20 protein-coding genes are annotated in these 15,308 nt (G+C 47.6%); 5 read left to right on the plus strand and 15 right to left on the minus strand.

The window, feature by feature from the left end; all coding sequences use genetic code 11:
* Positions 1-13: 13 nt before the first annotated feature.
* From KTG14_RS01820 to KTG14_RS01855, 8 genes are all read right to left on the minus strand, one after another.
* Positions 14-394, minus strand: coding sequence for a DUF3397 family protein (locus KTG14_RS01820; protein ID WP_216968842.1), 381 nt, complete (start codon positions 392-394; stop codon positions 14-16).
* A complete protein-coding gene (locus KTG14_RS01825) occupies positions 394-1,251 on the minus strand; it encodes a ketopantoate reductase C-terminal domain-containing protein (RefSeq protein WP_216968844.1) in 858 nt (285 codons plus the stop codon). Before KTG14_RS01825 ends, KTG14_RS01820 begins: the two co-directional genes overlap by 1 nt.
* Before the next feature lie 109 nt (positions 1,252-1,360).
* Positions 1,361-2,911 (minus strand): acyl-CoA carboxylase subunit beta, encoded by a 1,551-nt coding sequence (locus KTG14_RS01830; protein WP_216968846.1) that lies wholly within the window; start codon positions 2,909-2,911, stop codon positions 1,361-1,363.
* 28 nt (positions 2,912-2,939) lie between these two features.
* On the minus strand, positions 2,940-3,155 hold the full coding sequence (locus KTG14_RS01835) for an acyl-CoA carboxylase biotin carboxyl carrier protein subunit (protein WP_121297770.1): 216 nt from the start codon (positions 3,153-3,155) through the stop codon (positions 2,940-2,942).
* Complete coding sequence (locus tag KTG14_RS01840) at positions 3,152-4,501, minus strand: acetyl-CoA carboxylase biotin carboxylase subunit (protein ID WP_216968854.1); 1,350 nt, start codon at positions 4,499-4,501, stop codon at positions 3,152-3,154. The genes KTG14_RS01835 and KTG14_RS01840 overlap by 4 nt, the downstream gene beginning before the upstream one ends.
* 162 nt (positions 4,502-4,663) lie before the next feature.
* Positions 4,664-5,416: an enoyl-CoA hydratase/isomerase family protein gene (locus KTG14_RS01845; RefSeq protein ID WP_216968856.1), complete on the minus strand. Its 753-nt coding sequence runs from the start codon at positions 5,414-5,416 to the stop codon at positions 4,664-4,666.
* Positions 5,417-5,519: 103 nt separating this feature from the next.
* The gene (rpmF, locus tag KTG14_RS01850) at positions 5,520-5,696 is read right to left on the minus strand and encodes a 50S ribosomal protein L32 (RefSeq protein WP_082799159.1); all 177 of its coding nucleotides are present in this window, start codon (positions 5,694-5,696) and stop codon (positions 5,520-5,522) included.
* Positions 5,697-5,720: 24 nt separating this feature from the next.
* Positions 5,721-6,257, minus strand: a complete 537-nt coding sequence (locus KTG14_RS01855; RefSeq protein WP_216968858.1) for a YceD family protein — start codon at positions 6,255-6,257, stop codon at positions 5,721-5,723.
* Positions 6,258-6,384: 127 nt separating this feature from the next.
* On the opposite strand from KTG14_RS01855, the gene KTG14_RS01860 reads away from it, so the two are divergent.
* The gene (locus KTG14_RS01860) at positions 6,385-7,599 is read left to right on the plus strand and encodes a nucleotidyltransferase (RefSeq protein WP_216968860.1); all 1,215 of its coding nucleotides are present in this window, start codon (positions 6,385-6,387) and stop codon (positions 7,597-7,599) included.
* On the opposite strand, the gene KTG14_RS01865 is transcribed toward KTG14_RS01860, so the two are convergent.
* The 3 genes from KTG14_RS01865 to rsmD are packed head-to-tail and all read right to left on the minus strand — an operon-like array spanning position 7,572 to position 9,700.
* Complete coding sequence (locus KTG14_RS01865) at positions 7,572-8,597, minus strand: SepM family pheromone-processing serine protease (protein WP_216968862.1); 1,026 nt, start codon at positions 8,595-8,597, stop codon at positions 7,572-7,574. The two genes, KTG14_RS01860 and KTG14_RS01865, sit on opposite strands and share 28 nt — an antisense overlap.
* A 55-nt stretch (positions 8,598-8,652) precedes the next feature.
* Positions 8,653-9,132 (minus strand): pantetheine-phosphate adenylyltransferase, encoded by a 480-nt coding sequence (gene coaD, locus KTG14_RS01870; protein ID WP_216968864.1) that lies wholly within the window; start codon positions 9,130-9,132, stop codon positions 8,653-8,655.
* On the minus strand, positions 9,125-9,700 hold the full coding sequence (gene rsmD, locus KTG14_RS01875) for a 16S rRNA (guanine(966)-N(2))-methyltransferase RsmD (RefSeq protein ID WP_216968872.1): 576 nt from the start codon (positions 9,698-9,700) through the stop codon (positions 9,125-9,127). The genes coaD and rsmD overlap by 8 nt, the downstream gene beginning before the upstream one ends.
* An 83-nt stretch (positions 9,701-9,783) precedes the next feature.
* Here rsmD and KTG14_RS01880 point away from each other — a divergent pair, with 83 nt between their 5' ends.
* Positions 9,784-10,164 carry a DUF7147 family protein gene (locus tag KTG14_RS01880; RefSeq protein ID WP_216968874.1) on the plus strand — a complete coding sequence of 127 codons (381 nt, stop codon included), beginning with the start codon at positions 9,784-9,786 and terminating at the stop codon, positions 10,162-10,164.
* On the opposite strand, the gene KTG14_RS01885 is transcribed toward KTG14_RS01880, so the two are convergent.
* Positions 10,165-10,437 carry a YlbG family protein gene (locus KTG14_RS01885; protein ID WP_216968876.1) on the minus strand — a complete coding sequence of 91 codons (273 nt, stop codon included), beginning with the start codon at positions 10,435-10,437 and terminating at the stop codon, positions 10,165-10,167.
* Positions 10,438-10,563: 126 nt separating this feature from the next.
* Between KTG14_RS01885 and KTG14_RS01890 the strand changes: the two genes are divergently transcribed.
* On the plus strand, positions 10,564-11,478 hold the full coding sequence (locus tag KTG14_RS01890) for a glycerophosphodiester phosphodiesterase family protein (protein WP_216968878.1): 915 nt from the start codon (positions 10,564-10,566) through the stop codon (positions 11,476-11,478).
* 38 nt (positions 11,479-11,516) lie between these two features.
* Here KTG14_RS01890 and KTG14_RS01895 read toward each other — a convergent pair whose 3' ends face one another.
* Positions 11,517-11,963 carry a YlbF/YmcA family competence regulator gene (locus KTG14_RS01895; RefSeq protein WP_308461981.1) on the minus strand — a complete coding sequence of 149 codons (447 nt, stop codon included), beginning with the start codon at positions 11,961-11,963 and terminating at the stop codon, positions 11,517-11,519.
* A gap of 101 nt (positions 11,964-12,064) precedes the next feature.
* A complete protein-coding gene (locus KTG14_RS01900; RefSeq protein ID WP_216968888.1) occupies positions 12,065-13,129 on the minus strand; it encodes a CAP domain-containing protein in 1,065 nt (354 codons plus the stop codon).
* A gap of 140 nt (positions 13,130-13,269) precedes the next feature.
* Here KTG14_RS01900 and KTG14_RS01905 point away from each other — a divergent pair, with 140 nt between their 5' ends.
* Entirely contained in the window at positions 13,270-13,635 is a 366-nt protein-coding gene (locus KTG14_RS01905; protein ID WP_101190595.1) for a YugN family protein, read from the plus strand.
* An 87-nt stretch (positions 13,636-13,722) separates the two neighbouring features.
* A complete protein-coding gene (ytvI, locus tag KTG14_RS01910) occupies positions 13,723-14,781 on the plus strand; it encodes a sporulation integral membrane protein YtvI (RefSeq protein WP_216968890.1) in 1,059 nt (352 codons plus the stop codon).
* Positions 14,782-14,832: 51 nt separating this feature from the next.
* Here the strand turns inward: ytvI and KTG14_RS01915 are convergent, their stop codons facing one another.
* A complete protein-coding gene (locus tag KTG14_RS01915; protein WP_216968892.1) occupies positions 14,833-15,294 on the minus strand; it encodes a DUF420 domain-containing protein in 462 nt (153 codons plus the stop codon).
* Positions 15,295-15,308: the final 14 nt, after the last annotated feature.

Genomic DNA, 15,308 nt, shown 5'->3' on the forward strand with positions numbered 1-15,308 from the left:
AGAAAAAATCCGCCTAGCGGAATGATTGGACTGCTAAATAGATGAGCCCCGCTAGCCAAGTGGCGCCATAAATTGCAGATAAAGCCAAAAAACAAATGCGCCAGACTTTACGCAGGAACTTGACTACTTCCAGCTCTTTTTGAATCTTCCATTCACGGATTAGCAAAAAAATCGCAAATAAGAGCGCCGCCAGGAAGATGAAAGACTGGACTTCCAAGCCGAACAGCAATTCAATCGATGCGGGCACAGAGAAGAATAATAGAAAAGCCGTGACATCGGCCGCAATTCCGAGCGCCTTGCGTTTTTGGGATTTATAGGTCAATGCGTAGACAAATACAAATAAGATAAATGGGACGTAAAGCAGCACGCTCCCGGCGGTAGATATCCATTCCATCAGTTTTCCTCAACAGTTTTCAATAAATGATAGAACGCTTTGAATAATGGCAGATCCAGTTTCGAAATCTGCAGTATATACAGCATCAGCCCATCCACATCCATCGGGTCCCCGGCCATACGGTCTGCAAGCATGGAAGATATTTCTTCCGGGCGTGACGCGCAATAGGCAGCGACGCGCTCGATCGGCTGCAGGCTTTCAATTTGCGGAAACGCCAAATACAACTCGTTATATAAATTACGGAACAGTTCGTAGGCATTAGGATTGGTGATCAAACGGCCTTTTTCGATTTTCATCAACGCCGTTAACGGGTTAATGAGGCTGTCACGCAATAGCTGCTCGAACAGACGGTTCTCAATATCCGTGGTCCACTTCACAGTCATTTGATCCACTTTTGTGAGCGCTTTGAATTGCGCAGGCTCACCTTTCAATACGCCAAGGCTAAGCTGTGGCAATTTTGTGTAGTTAATTTCATGTGCATTGACTTTAACTGCATCACAATCCAGTGTAGCGGCCGCGATTTGGCGATGTGCCAATAAACGGGCTTTTTCGACATAGAGCATCCCTTGCTGGACAAAGACAAGCGGATTACTCGGCCGACGGATTTTCAACAGCCTTAATATAGGCGGCAACTCTTCTGAATGAACCGTAATAAATATATAAGCATCTGGGTCCACCTGTTCCAAATCGGTGTAGACGGGAATTTTCTGTTGTTCTTTTCCGCATATTAGCCCATGCGCGTTAAGGTCAGCAGCTTGTTCTTCGTTGGTGATGACGAGTTGAACATCACCTTCTTTTTTCAGTAAATGTGCAAGCAGCAATGCCTGGGCGTTTCCGCCGATAATTGCGAATTTCATGGAAACCCCTCCTTTTTCAGAGCAATCGTGGTAAGCAGACATCCATTCTCTTAGGCGTCTGCTAAAAAAGAAGCCTGCCTTATTAGGCAGACTCCACGTCTATTACTCATTATACAGGAATGATCGGATGTTTTCGATATGGCAATGGCAAATCTTTCGTCGCGTAAATCGACAAGCGCTTGGACAATTCCTCGCGAAGTGCATACGGCGCGACGATTTCATCGACAATGAGCTCCGATGCCAACCGATAAATATTAATTTCTTCCTTGTATTCCTGGTGTTTTTGTTGGACATAGGCAAGGCGTTCTTTCGGGTCTTCGATCGCTTCGATCTTGTTGGAGTAGACCGCATTGACTGCCGCTTCAGGGCCCATGACGGCAATTTGTGCTGTCGGAAGCGCAATGCATACATCCGGCTCAAAGGCAGGACCAGCCATTGCATACAAACCAGCGCCATATGCTTTACGCACGACGACTGAAATCTTCGGCACAGTAGCCGCACTCATTGCCGAGATGAATTTAGCGCCGTGGCGAATGATGCCTGCGCGTTCCACTTTGGTGCCGATCATAAATCCAGGCACATCTGCCAAGAATAAGAGTGGGATTGAGAATGCATCACATAAGTTGATGAACTTGGCGCCCTTGTCCGCAGAATCCCCAAACAACACGCCGCCTTTCACTTTCGGCTGGTTGGCGATGATGCCGACCGCTTGCCCGTCGATGCGTGCAAGGCCGGTGATCAATTCCGGCGCGAAAAGTTTTTTGATGTCGAAGAAGCTGTCTTCATCGATCAATTGGTCGATCAATTCATACATATCAAACGGCGCGTTCTGGTTTTCCGGAATGATGTCTTCCAGGCTGCGGCCCGCTTTTTTCGCTTTCGCTTCGATCACTTCAGGCTTGCCGGCAAAATTCGCCGGGAAGAATGCCATATAGCGGCGTGCTTCCGAGATCGCTTCTTCTTCAGTAGATACTAAGACATCACCGACACCGCTGACGGTACAGTGCATGCGGGCGCCGCCCATCTCCTCGAGCGACACTTTTTCACCGATGACTTTTTCCGCCATGCGCGGCGAACCTAGATACATCGATGCGTTGCCTTCAACCATGATGACGATATCGCAAAATGCAGGGATATAGGCCCCGCCTGCAGCAGATGGGCCGAACAATAAGCAAACTTGCGGCACCATGCCGGACATGCGTACTTGGTTATGGAAAATGCGTCCTGCACCGCGGCGGTTTGGGAACATTTCCAATTGATCGGTAATGCGGGCTCCGGCAGAGTCGACCAAATAGAGCATCGGCACTTGCATTTTTTCAGCCGTTTCCTGGATACGGATAATTTTCTCAACTGTCCGTGAACCCCATGATCCAGCTTTTACAGTAGAATCGTTCGCCATGACGCAGACAGTTTCGCCGTTCACTTTACCGATTGCCGTGACGACACCATCAGCAGGTAAATCACTCGCTTCAACGTTTGCGAAGCGTCCGTCTTCAATATAATCGCCGTCATCAAAAAGTAAATTCAAACGGTCTCTGACGAATAGTTTATTGCTTTCTTTCAATTTCTCATGGTATTTCTCCTGGCCCCCTGCGAAAATCTTGGAAAGTTTTTCTTCGAGCCGTGTATTATATCCCGTTGTTTCAGTCGTTTTCGTCATTTCTTCCACCCCTTTGGATTCAAATGCCTTATTCGCCGAGCGTCACCAATGTGTCTCCTTCGTTGACAAAGCTGCCAACTTCCACATCAACTTTTTCAACGTTTCCGCCAAATTCCGCTTCTACCGGAATCTCCATTTTCATCGATTCAAGGGTCATGACGGTTTGGCCCGCGGATACGGAATCCCCTTCGGATACTGCAATGTTCAAGACCGTTCCGGCCATAGATGCTGTTAGTTGTTTCATACTGTTTTTTCCTCCTTTTGTTGTGTAAGCCACTGAGCCAATACAGCGGTCGCATAATTTCCTTCTATAAATGATTTGGATTCAATGAATTGGTCGAAGAGCGGCAAATTGGTCTTCACGCCTTCAATCACCGTTTCATCAAAGAACTTCCTGGACTTCTCCAAGACCTCTTCTCGCGAAGCTCCTGTCAAAATCACTTTGGCGATCATCGGATCATAAAATGGCGTCACTTTATTGCCTTGTTCGTATCCCGTTTCAATGCGCGCCCCAGTGCCCCATTTCAAGATGGACAAGGTTCCTGGCGACGGGAAGAATGTTTTTGGGTCTTCCGCATAGATTCGGTATTCGATCGAATGCCCAGTCGTCTGGATGGTGTCTTGTGCCGGCAATGTTTCGCCCCTTGCCACATTCACTTGCCATTCAACCAAGTCGATCCCCGTCACTTCTTCGGTAATGGGATGTTCCACTTGCAGGCGGGTGTTCATTTCCAGAAAATAGAAATCGTTATTCTCATCGACGATGAACTCGACTGTTCCTGCATTTGTGTAACCGACCGCACGAGCCGCTTGAACAGCTGCTTCACACAACTTGGTTCTAGCGGATTCCGGCAAATCCGGAGACGGTGATTCTTCGATGACTTTTTGGTTGCGGCGCTGTACAGAGCAGTTGCGCTCGTACAAGTGGACAATATTGCCTGACTCGTCGCCGAAAATCTGAACTTCGATGTGGCGTGCATTAGCGATGAATTTCTCCAGATAGACGATGTCGTTTCCGAAGTAGGCTTTGGCACGGTTTTTGACCGAATCAAACTGTTGAGTGAGCGCTTGCTCATTTTCACACAGCACCATGCCGATGCCGCCGCCTCCAGCACTCGCTTTCAACATCAGCGGGTAGCCGATCTCTTTCGCTTCCATGACAGCCGCATCAATATCTGATACCCCCTCAGCTGTCCCTGGAACGACGGGCACGCCGGCTTGTTTCATTGTGTGCCGGGAGCCAAGCTTATCGCCCATCGTGTCGATGACTTCAGGATTAGGGCCGATGAAAATCAGTCCCGCTTCTTTGACTTTACGCGCGAAATCCGCATTTTCCGATAATAGGCCATAGCCTGGGTGGATCGCTTCAGCGTTGCGCTTTACTGCTTCTTCAATGATTTTATCTGCTTGTAAATACGATTGCGCGACCGGGTTAGGGCCGATCGCTGCCGCTTCTGTCGCTTCACTCACATATGGCAGTTCCCCATCCGCCTCGGAGTGGATTGCGACTGTTTCGATGCCGAGGCGGTCGCATGTGCGGATAATGCGCCGTGCAATTTCGCCCCGGTTGGCAATCAGGATTTTTTTCATGTATGAAATACCCCCTAAGTTTTCTCCCTTCTCTAGCATATACGAATTTTGTAAGCGATTTCAACTATTGAAAAAAATATTTTCCATAATGTTCCGTCTGTTCGGTTCTGTTACGCGGTGAAGCTGTTGTTGATCCATAAAAAATAAGCCCCCTCAGGAGACTTATTTTTTACTTTTGTTCAGGAATCCGTCCACGGCCTGATGATGAGCTTCTTCTGCCCACAATCTGGCGCACTCACGGATCTCCTGATCGACCCGCTGCTTTAAATTTACTTCCTGCCATTTACGTATCGCGATCTCTTTATAAGCCCGGTGTACGGACGGCAGTAAACGGTCCATTGATGCCAGGAATTGTTCGATATCCCCGTCCTCTTCGATGATGGCACTGGCCCAGCCGTTCTCAAGCAGTTCACCTGCCGAGTAGGCACGCGCATCGCTGAGCATTTTGAGTGCCGCATCATGCTTCAAAGTTTCAAAAAGATAGGTGCCGCCTCCCCAGCCGCTCGTGATGGCCAGCGTTCCTTGAATAAAGCCGCATTTGGCATGGCTCTTCACCAGCCGGTAATCGCACGCTGTCGCAATCTCACAGCCCCCACCGACTGCGGTGCCGTTGACGAGCGCGATGACCGGGACAGGAATCGTCTTGATGCGATACAAAGCTTCGCCCATGCGGCTGAGCATCGGCCAAGCCTGCTGTTCGGTTTTCAGTTTATGGAACACGGACAAGTCGCCGCCTGAACAAAATGCCTGCTCGCCTGTTGCCGTGATGATGACATAGCGGATGTCTTCTTCCCTGGCGCGGTTAGCTAGTTCTTCAAACCCTTCCATCACTTCGTTGTTGATGGCGTTGCGGATATCGGGCCGGTCGATCGTAAACGTCATTACCTGATTTTTCGTTTCGATTATGTATGCCATGTTTTGACTCACCTCTGGCTCTAGTTTACCTGTTTTTCGGCAAATGAAAAAGGTTATCCAGAGCCATGGCCTCCAGATAACCTTCTTCTAAGCAAATACTGTTTTATTTGCTAGCTACTACTTCTTTGCCTTTGTATGATCCACATGCTTTGCAGACATGGTGAGCCAATTTACTTTCGCCACAGCTTGGGCACGCTACCATACCAGGTACGGAAAGCTTGAAATGCGTACGGCGTTTTCTTTTAGCGGTTTTGGATGTTCTTCTGAACGGTACAGCCATTGGTGACACCTCCTTACAATGATTCTATTCATCTGTCTGATCGAAATACTTGGCTAAATCAGCCAGTCTTGGATCCGGTTTTGATTGTGCTTCTTCCTTCTCGGCCTGAACTTCTTCGTCTGACAAATAAGACCAGTCATTGCCGCCTTTGATGACGGTTTTTTCCGAGTCTTCCTTAAAGACCTGTATTGGGACTTCAAGGGCGATCAGCTCTTCTAAAATCGGCTGAAGATTAATGACTTCAGTCGTTACCGTGTGGACATATTCGTCCTCGCCTTCTTCACGGCCTTTTTCAGACCAATCGAAGATTTCCACAGTGTCGATGCTGATCGGGTATTCGACATCTTCCCAAGTTCTCGCACAGGGCAGCGTAAGCGTCCCTTCAAGATGAAGCATGCACGTCATTTGTTGCGAACCAATCGTACAGTGTCCTGTGACGTGTATGGGAGATACGGCGCGAATATCGCTATTGCGCTTTTTCGCCTCATCCAATTGAACATACTGGTCAATTGGCATCCCGTCATTACGATACTTTTGTAGCTGTTGAATCGCTATTTTCATAAGTAATCACCTCAAGACAACAAAGTTGATTATATAATGTAGAACAAACGATGTCAAGAAAAAATCTTGTCACCATAATTCGCTCATCGTTATACTAGAACTAATCATACCAAAAGAAGGTGCTGTAATGAAAGCGACAGGAATCGTTGTTGAATATAACCCTTTTCATAATGGACATTTGCATCACGCGGCGAAAGCAAAAGAACTGTCAGGCGCTGACGTAGTCATAGCTGTCATGAGCGGCCAATTCCTCCAGCGCGGCGAGCCGGCGTTTGCCGACAAGTGGACACGTACAGAAATGGCGCTGGCGGCAGGCGTTGATGTAGTGATTGAACTGCCCTATGCTTTTGCCACGGCCCAGGCTTCTGAATTTGCGCTTGGCGCTATCGCATTGCTTGACGCTGCTGGATGCTCTTCTTTTTGCTTCGGCAGCGAACAAGGCGACATCGAACCGTTCCTTAGCACCCTGGAACTATTGAACACAGAAAGAGAACAATACGAAAAAATCATTCATGAACGCATACAGACAGGAATCAGCTACCCGAAAGCGCTGAACGATGCTTACCTCGCCTTGACAAAAGGCGACTCCGGTTACGCCGACTTGACCAAACCGAACAATATTCTCGGCTATCATTATATCGAAGCGGCGCGCACGCTCAACAGCACCATGGCACCGCTGACGATTCAACGCATCGGCGCGGGCTATCATGACCTGCTAGAGCCAGGTGTTGCGATCGCCAGTGCGACCGGCATCCGCAATGCTTTTTTTGAAGGCGAAGAGCTTGGGGAGCTAGTGCCTTATCTTCCCCCGAGCAGCATTCGTTTGCTCGAGCGTGTCCATGCGGAACAAGAAGGCTTCGTCGATTGGCAACGTTTTTATCCCTTGCTGCGTTTCACGATTTTGCGTGAAGGCCCCAAAGCGCTTGCCCGTTTTGCCGAAGTGACAGAAGGGATCGAAAACTTGATCCATGAGTCGGCCAAGCGCTCGGAGACTTTCGATTTATTCATCAATCGGGTGAAAAGCAAACGCTTTACCCGCACGCGCATACAGCGCATGCTGACCCATATCTTCACAGGTTATACGCAACAGGAAGCGCAAGCTGTAAAACACCCTGAATACATGCGCTTGCTCGGCATGACACATAATGGCAGGCGTTATTTAAACGAACGAAAAAAAGCCATCCCACTTCCTGTTATCAGCCGCGCTGCGGATTTGACAGGACATATGGGACAGCTCGACATCCGCGCTTCAACACTTTACCTTCAAGCGCTTGGCGCACAATCATTAAAAAAAGAGTATACAACGCCGCCAATTTACTGCGGTGAAAGTTCCGATAAATAATCAAGAGCTGCATCAATGTCGGCAACAGGGACAATATCCATCTCGGTTCCGATTTCTTCTGCCGTTTCGACCGCGACATCAAAGTTACTCGGCCTTTCGGATTTATCGTGGTGATCTGGTGCGAAGAAAACATCGATGCCGGCACGGTCTGCCGCGATAACTTTTTGGTCGATCCCGCCGATTGGCCCGACCGTTCCGTCGCTTTCCATGGTTCCTGTTCCCGCAATGTCATACCCATGGGTAATATCTTCATCCAGCAATTGGTTCAAGATTTCCAAGGTAAACATCAATCCGGCGGACGGTCCGCCGATGGTGTCGGAATCGATCGAAACATCGGGTGTCGTTTCGATTTCTTTGTCTTCTACAAATGAAATGCCGATGCCTGCGCGTTCAGGCTCTGTCGGCAACGGGGCTAGTGTGACTGTTTGCTTAATCGTGCGGTTATCCCGCTCGATCACCAATTCCACTTTATCTCCCACCTTTTTGGTGCCCAAATACTCAAGGAAATCTTCCATCGAATCATAAGCTTGATCATCTATTTCCAACAAACGGTCGCCTGGCGACAATAAACCGGCAGCCGCCCCGTCTTCCAGCACGTTTAAGATGAATACCCCATTGCTAGACACTTCATATGGCTTGCCAGCTTCTTCGAAGGCTACTTGTAACGCATTGACCTGGGAGTCGGACATCAGCTTCAACTGCCTGACATTGTACTCTTCGTCACTTTCATGGGGGCTTCTCACTTGTTCTGGGTCAAGCACTTTATAGCCTTCTTGAAATTGAGCCATGATGTACAAAGCTGGAGTCGCATTGAACATCGTCACAGTCATCAAACTGAGCGTACCTTCGTCGCCTTCATCCCGTCCTTCGACCTCTACTAACGGCGATAGTTCGTATGCGTCGCCCGGTCGTGAAATGTAAGCATCCAACCGGTAGGAGCTGACAAACACGACGAGCGCCATCACCAGCACAAAAAACCATAGTTTTTTACTTTTCATCGGATATCCTCTCCTTTTCGTTCACACCACAACAAAAAGCCACGTGTCACGTGACTTATTTGAATTTTTCTATTAATGCTTTTTCCACAGCGTCCGGCACTAGCCCGGAAATATTGCCTTGATATTTCGCCACTTCTTTAACGATGCTTGAACTGAGGAACGAGTATTGATTATTGGATACCATAAACAAAGTTTCGATGTTTTCATTCAAGAAACGGTTCATGGACGTGATCTGCATCTCGTATTCAAAATCCGACACGGCACGCAAGCCACGGATAATCGCATTCGCTTTTGCTTCCACTGCATAGTCGATCAGCAAACCGGCAAACGAGTCGACCGTCACATTCGGAATGGCCTTTGTCACTTCGGCAATCAAAGCCATCCGTTCATCTACATCAAACAATGGATTTTTCGAGGAATTGTTCATGACTACCACTTTCACTTCATCGAAAATGGACGCTGCCCGTTTAACAATGTCCAAATGGCCCATCGTAATCGGATCGAAACTTCCCGGTACTACTGCAATTTTAGTCAATGCTTTCTCCCTCTTCCCCCTGGTAGCGGTAAATTGAAATAATTGTATTTCCATATAATTCCTTTTTATACCGAATACATCCTGCTGTTTCGTCTGGCAGCTCAATATCACGCTCATGTTCGCAGACGATGATGGCTCCATCTTCAAGAAGGCCGAGTTCGGCTGCTTTTGCCATTAGGCCATACGATTTTTCCATATGATAAGGCGGATCGAGAAACAATAAACGCGCCTTCACGCCATTTTTTTTCATGGCTTTCAAGCCGCGTTCGGCATCGGCCTTGTATACTTCCGCCGATTCTCGCAATCTAGTTTTTTCCAGATTTGCATGGATCGTTTCCACGGCTTTTTTGTCTTTGTCGGTGAAAATCACATGATCGATACCGCGGCTCAAAGATTCAATGCCAAGGCCGCCGCTGCCGGCAAACAGATCCACTGCCGTTCCACCGTCAAAAAACGGGCCGATCATATTAAAAATGGATTCTTTCACTTTGTCGGTCGTCGGCCTCGTTGAATTTCCCGGAACTGCTTTCAAAGGCAGGCCTTTCGCCTGTCCTGCTACTACACGCATACTATCGCCTCTTACTTTATCATTTTAGTACTGCAAGTGCCGCCCTTAATGTTAGAATGGATTCTGGAAAGGACGTGTTTTAAATGATACAACGTTTTATCGAGCTCGGAGAAGGGTACGGCGATATATATGAACTTCGCCAAATAATGGAGAGCAATAAAGAACGGTTTATGCATGGATTCGTTTTCGTTTCAAAAACGAAAGACGGCGAGCCCGTCGTTTCTGTTGCCGCTGCCTTCCAACCAGCACAAGAAGGCAATTTCATGCCGATCTATTTATGCCGAGAAGGCATTCCAGACGGATCGAAGCGACTGGCAGTATTCGAAGAGGCCGTTACACTGATGGGCCATGAGCCGATTCGTATGGACGTCAAGCATTCTTCGCAATACGCAGACACCAAACTTTATTTCGGACACCTTATCGCCATTCTCAGGCTCAACCATTATATTCCGCCGATGCAATGATCACAAGCCGATTTTATAATCGTATTCTTTCGCTTTATCGGGCTTGGCATTTTCATATTCCGTCTTAAGAAAAGGACGCTGGGATTCCAACACTTTCTTAACATACGGCAGTTTAGACAGTCTTTCTTTTGTGGCTTCAATTTTGTCCTGGTCCATATAGACGACGACATATTTCAATTTACGGGAAATAAAATGGACATGTCCATACTTCCGTAACGATTTTGCTTGTTTGAGCTGATGCACATAGACAATCAGACCTTGGCGATCATGCATATCTATCCCTCTTTTCTAAACTCTAGAATACCATAGGTCTAAAAAAAGCCGCAACCGAATAAACTGACAGCAAGTGAAGCCTTCCGCTATAATGTGGATACTACCAAAACAGGAGGTTATACATATATGGGTAAGAAAACGAAAATCGGCCTGGCCGCAGCAGCTGTTGGCGCAGCAGCGTGGGCCGGCTCAAAAGCATTTACAGAACCACAGAAACGCCCGCAAAAAGCCGTTCTCGATTATCAGCAACCGATCGTCCTCGCTCATCGCGGCGGCAGCTCGCTCGCACCGGAGCATACGATGGCGGCCTTTGACCGCGCCGCAGAACTCGGCGTACACGGGTTTGAAATCGATATTCGCATGACCAACGATGAAGAAATATTAGTTTTCCACGATGAGTTTGTCGACCGCACTTCCGGCTCAGCCGGCCGTGTAGCCGAAATGACACTCGAAGAATTGCGTGCGCTTGATCTCGGTTATCATTTCGTTGATGACAAAGGTGAAAATTCCTACCGCGGCAAAGGCGAAAAAGCCGTTTTGCTTCGTGAACTGCTGGAAAAATTCCCGCAGATGTACATCAATATCGACATCAAAGACGCACCTGATACGTACGAAGGCAGTTTAGTGCCTTCGAAACTGTGGCGCTTGATCGAATCCCTCGGTGCGGAAGACCGTGTCGTCGTCACCAGCTTTTACGATGAACAAATTGACCGCTTCAATTTATATGCCCAAAACCGTGTCGCTTTAGGCGCAGGGGAAAACGAAGTGCGCAAGGCTTTCACTTCTTTCAATAGCCAATTTGGGCATCTTTATACACCGCGTGCCGATGTTGTACAGATCCCCGTGAAGCATTCAGTGTTCCGCCTCGATTCTGCGCGATTCATCGCCTTTTTGGACCGCTTGAATATACCGGTTCATTACTGGGTTATCGATGACAAAGAGTCTATGGAAAAATTAATTGATGCTGGTGCGAAAGGCATCATCACTGACCGGCCTGATATCGCTATCGAAATGATTTCGGCAGTAGAAGAACAACGCTAATAAAAAAAGTGCAACCCCTTGAGGTTGCACTTTTTTTATTATGCGGAGCAAGAACAGCCGCCGCCTGTGCCGCAGCCGCTTCCGCACGAGGAATCCGATGAAAAGAACGGATTGCTCGAAGGAATCTTGACCGCTTCGGACACCGAACGGCCAAGGATGAAGCTAACTTGGTCCATCAAGTCCTGCAGTTCATTTTCCGCAAGACGCAGCTCCGCAACCTTTTCATTGAGGTCCAACCGGCGTTTGTCGACTCGGATCTGCTTCATCACCCGTTTGTAATCGGGATGGTATTTGCCGAAGCGCTGCACTTCCTCGTACAGCTCCTTCAGCCTTGCGAAGTCATGGATCTCCCTCGCCAATAGTTTATCGTTATAGACAGAGTCATAGGCATCGCGGTATGTCGCAGCCTGCTCTGATTTCAGTATCATTTCACTCAGCTCGTCCGCAGAGTCAGTTATACCGACCCATTCGTAGGTCATGATCACTTTGCATTCCTCCTCTACGCTTTCATCATAGCAGATTGTTTTCCAGATTCATACACCGTTTACTCCTGAAAATGGCTGAAAGTAAAGGCCAGCTCTTTCCCCTATTGGCTTTCATAAACGCCCGGATCCTGTTTTAATAGGATCTGGCTATAATACTTGCCAAATACGCCGACACCGACCTGGTTATACTGTGTGTTCAATAACGTTTCCCTGTGGCTTGGCGAGTTGAACCAGCCATGCAATGTCTCAGCTGCATCATAATAGCGTGAAGCCGTGTTGATGGCCGCCAAATCGAATAGGATATCCGCACTTTGCAGGCGTGCTTCCAAATCCGACACTTCCATCTCTGCGGAAGTAAATTCCATGCGCGCCATTTCCTCGCTTGTCTGCTCGGCCAATAAACTGATGCCGACATTCTCCTTAACCAAGGAACGCTGATGGCGAAGCCGGTAAACATTGGTCAAATCGACCAATTGTTTAGCGTTCGCATCATCAATTGATCTCTGCAAAGTCGATGATGGCCTTGGCGTCACCAATAAATCTCCAGAATACATCATATCGTAAGGCTGGTGGCGGATGAGCGTTTCTGCATCCATGAACCTGACTGCCTCTAGTTGCTGGTCTTCAGCGTCAATATACAATTGTACATAGAGATCTTCAAACCTGACCAATATCCGTTTGTCCATGTCCTGCTCGCTCAAATTAAAGGTATAGGTATTGGTACCGTATTTCACAGTGACTTCGTTCTCGACGATTGTGAACCTGTACAAATCGGCAAGCGTTTGCCCGATTGTGTAAGGCTCTACATCCGTAGACTCCCCAGCTGCATATACTTGGATAATGCGCCCTTCCTTCACCCCGACCATGACAAAATTGGAATATGCGGCATCGTATACCCACCACTCATATCCAAAAGCAGAGGGTTCGATGCGGTCGGGCTTTCCATGCTCTGCCAGCCACTCTTCCGACGGCTCTCCGATGTGAACGGAAAGCCCGCTTGTCGGCCGTTCAACATCAAGCCCCGATTCTGTCAAGTTATCAGCCGGCAAAGGATCCGCCGGACGCGGCGCTTCAAGCAATTCGTTTTCACTGATTGTCGGGTCCAAGTAAAACAGTCCAATCAGGACAATCGCCAAGAAAATCATGATGCGTAACAAGTCCTTCACTGAATCAGCTCCTGACACCCATTTTCCCCATTATAACAGCCGCCTGCATTCTGACACAATCTAGCCATTGCATGTACCTAAAATATGATCTATTATTAAAGGAGCATTCAGTCTTTTTTTGTTATAGAGGAGGAGATCCCATGTATTTTGAAAATACAGGACTAGAGAACATCGAAGTGGATATTACATTGCTTGAAGACATCATGAACAAGCATGGCTTAACGAAAGAAGGCCAGTGGGATTATGAGCGTGTCACATACGACCGCAAATTCATCGTCCGTGAAGGTACTTATTACTTGCGCGTTTTCGCTTACGCAATCGACGGAGATGTTGATGCCAACGATGCGACTGTTCGCGTCTTGAAACCGGTCATCGGCAAGCATTATTACCCCCACGGCATTGAATATGGTGAAGACGAACATTTCCCTGACCACCTATTGAAAACCGGCGCTGAAATTCTGGCTTCCATCAAAAAAGAAATTTCCGAGTTCGAAATCAAAGCGTAAAATTTCCGCAGTTCAATACGAACTGCGGTTTTTTTAAACAAATGCTTTGCCGTGGAATTTCACGCAGTCAATTGAAGGAGGTTTATTGTGGGCAAGTGGTTTAATAAGAAACTGGCGACCATACTGCTGGTCATCGCTATTGTCGTGTTAATCTCTATATACATATTGCCGATTGCTGTTCCGTTAATCATCGCATTACTCACCGCCATCTTCCTGGAGCCTTTTGTTAAATTCGTGCAGAAACGGTTCAAATGGGAGCGTAAAGGCGCAGTCATTACGGTGTTCATCCTATTCCTTGTCATCGCTTCTGGCTTGGTTTACTGGATCATCACGCAGTTGATTGGGCAAATTATCCAATTCTCAAAAATGGTTCCAGAGTATACAAATTCCCTCTCCCATATGTGGGGCGAAGTGGAAGCCTTCTTCCTGCGATCCACCGCCGAAATGCCGGTCGAAGTCGTCAATTCATTCGAAACGGAAATGATCGCTTTTGCAGAAGGCATTCGCGACTGGATCTTGACATTCGTCAACTACGATACGGTTACCAATTTATTGACGGGCATTCCTTCTTTTTTGGTCAGCTTTATCGTCTTCCTCATCGCCCTGTTCTTATTCATGCTTGATTTGATGGATTTAAAAGGCATGCTGTTCAACCGCTTGAAGGAATCTACGGCTGAGAAAGTACGTTTTATGAGCGCCCGGCTGAATAATGTCGTGTTCGGTTTCCTGAAAGCTCAATTCCTCGTCAGCTTGATTATCTTTGCGGTTTCATTGATTGCGTTATTCTTTATTGCGCCTGAATATGCCTTGGTTATGTCGCTCGTCATTTGGGTTGTCGACTTCATCCCGATTCTCGGTTCGATCATCGTATTGACCCCTTGGTTCATCTACATGTTCATCGTGGGCGATATCGTCCAAGGAACGCAGCTTGCCATTTTAGCACTGGTGCTATTGGTCATCAGAAGAACAGTCGAACCGAAAGTGATGGGCACCCAGATTGGGCTGTCCCCACTTGCCACATTGATCGCCATGTTCATCGGCCTTCAATTAATCGGCTTTCTTGGCTTCTTTATCGGGCCGCTATTGGTCATTCTCTTTACTTCGGCACGCGAAGCCGGCATTATCAAAATGGAGTTTAAAGTTTAAAGTTTAAACTAAACAAAAAAGCACTGAGCAAATTTTGCTCAGTGCTTTCTATTATCCACCCAGAATCGCTTTAAAGACCGAGGTGGTGTGTCCACCTTCATAGAAGACATAGAGCAATAAGTAAACCATTACTCCCGTAATCGCTGTAAAGAACCACACGACGCTCGTGAACGGGCCGATCTTGCGGTGTTTGTCGAGGCGGTTTTTCAAGCCCCAGTAGATAGTTACCAGCCCCATCACTGCACCGATCGTTGCGAGCGTGATATGGAAAATCAAAAAAACCGTATAATAGATTTTCAGCTCATCCGGCCCACCGAATGCCGTGTTTCCCACAAATAAGGTGCGCGAGACGTAAATGATAAAAAATGTCAGCGCAGCAGCCCCGGCACCAAGCATTACTTTTTTATGTGCTTCAATGCGGCGTTTTCGAATCAAGTTCCATCCGATCGCCACCAATATGGCGCTCAAGACGATAAAGAATGTACTAATGGTTGGCAATAGCGGCAAATTCATTTAATTAAACTCCT

It is taken from the genome of Planococcus sp. CP5-4_YE, from assembly GCF_019042655.1.
Lineage (GTDB): Bacteria > Bacillota > Bacilli > Bacillales_A > Planococcaceae > Planococcus.

Bases quoted from the DNA above. Each gene is read 5' to 3' on its own strand.
- KTG14_RS01880 (WP_216968874.1), top strand. From the start codon at position 9,784: ATGATACAACGTTTTATCGAGCTCGGAGAAGGGTACGGCGATATATAT.
- KTG14_RS01845 (WP_216968856.1), bottom strand. From the start codon at position 5,416: ATGGCATACATAATCGAAACGAAAAATCAGGTAATGACGTTTACGATC.
- KTG14_RS01905 (WP_101190595.1), top strand. From the start codon at position 13,270: ATGTATTTTGAAAATACAGGACTAGAGAACATCGAAGTGGATATTACA.
- KTG14_RS01830 (WP_216968846.1), bottom strand. From the start codon at position 2,911: ATGACGAAAACGACTGAAACAACGGGATATAATACACGGCTCGAAGAA.
- KTG14_RS01890 (WP_216968878.1), top strand. From the start codon at position 10,564: ATGGGTAAGAAAACGAAAATCGGCCTGGCCGCAGCAGCTGTTGGCGCA.
- KTG14_RS01865 (WP_216968862.1), bottom strand. From the start codon at position 8,597: ATGAAAAGTAAAAAACTATGGTTTTTTGTGCTGGTGATGGCGCTCGTC.
- KTG14_RS01915 (WP_216968892.1), bottom strand. From the start codon at position 15,294: ATGAATTTGCCGCTATTGCCAACCATTAGTACATTCTTTATCGTCTTG.
- KTG14_RS01860 (WP_216968860.1), top strand. From the start codon at position 6,385: ATGAAAGCGACAGGAATCGTTGTTGAATATAACCCTTTTCATAATGGA.
- KTG14_RS01825 (WP_216968844.1), bottom strand. From the start codon at position 1,251: ATGAAATTCGCAATTATCGGCGGAAACGCCCAGGCATTGCTGCTTGCA.
- KTG14_RS01840 (WP_216968854.1), bottom strand. From the start codon at position 4,501: ATGAAAAAAATCCTGATTGCCAACCGGGGCGAAATTGCACGGCGCATT.
- rpmF (WP_082799159.1), bottom strand. From the start codon at position 5,696: ATGGCTGTACCGTTCAGAAGAACATCCAAAACCGCTAAAAGAAAACGC.
- KTG14_RS01835 (WP_121297770.1), bottom strand. From the start codon at position 3,155: ATGAAACAACTAACAGCATCTATGGCCGGAACGGTCTTGAACATTGCA.
- KTG14_RS01820 (WP_216968842.1), bottom strand. From the start codon at position 394: ATGGAATGGATATCTACCGCCGGGAGCGTGCTGCTTTACGTCCCATTT.
- rsmD (WP_216968872.1), bottom strand. From the start codon at position 9,700: ATGCGTGTAGTAGCAGGACAGGCGAAAGGCCTGCCTTTGAAAGCAGTT.
- KTG14_RS01885 (WP_216968876.1), bottom strand. From the start codon at position 10,437: ATGCATGATCGCCAAGGTCTGATTGTCTATGTGCATCAGCTCAAACAA.
- KTG14_RS01855 (WP_216968858.1), bottom strand. From the start codon at position 6,257: ATGAAAATAGCGATTCAACAGCTACAAAAGTATCGTAATGACGGGATG.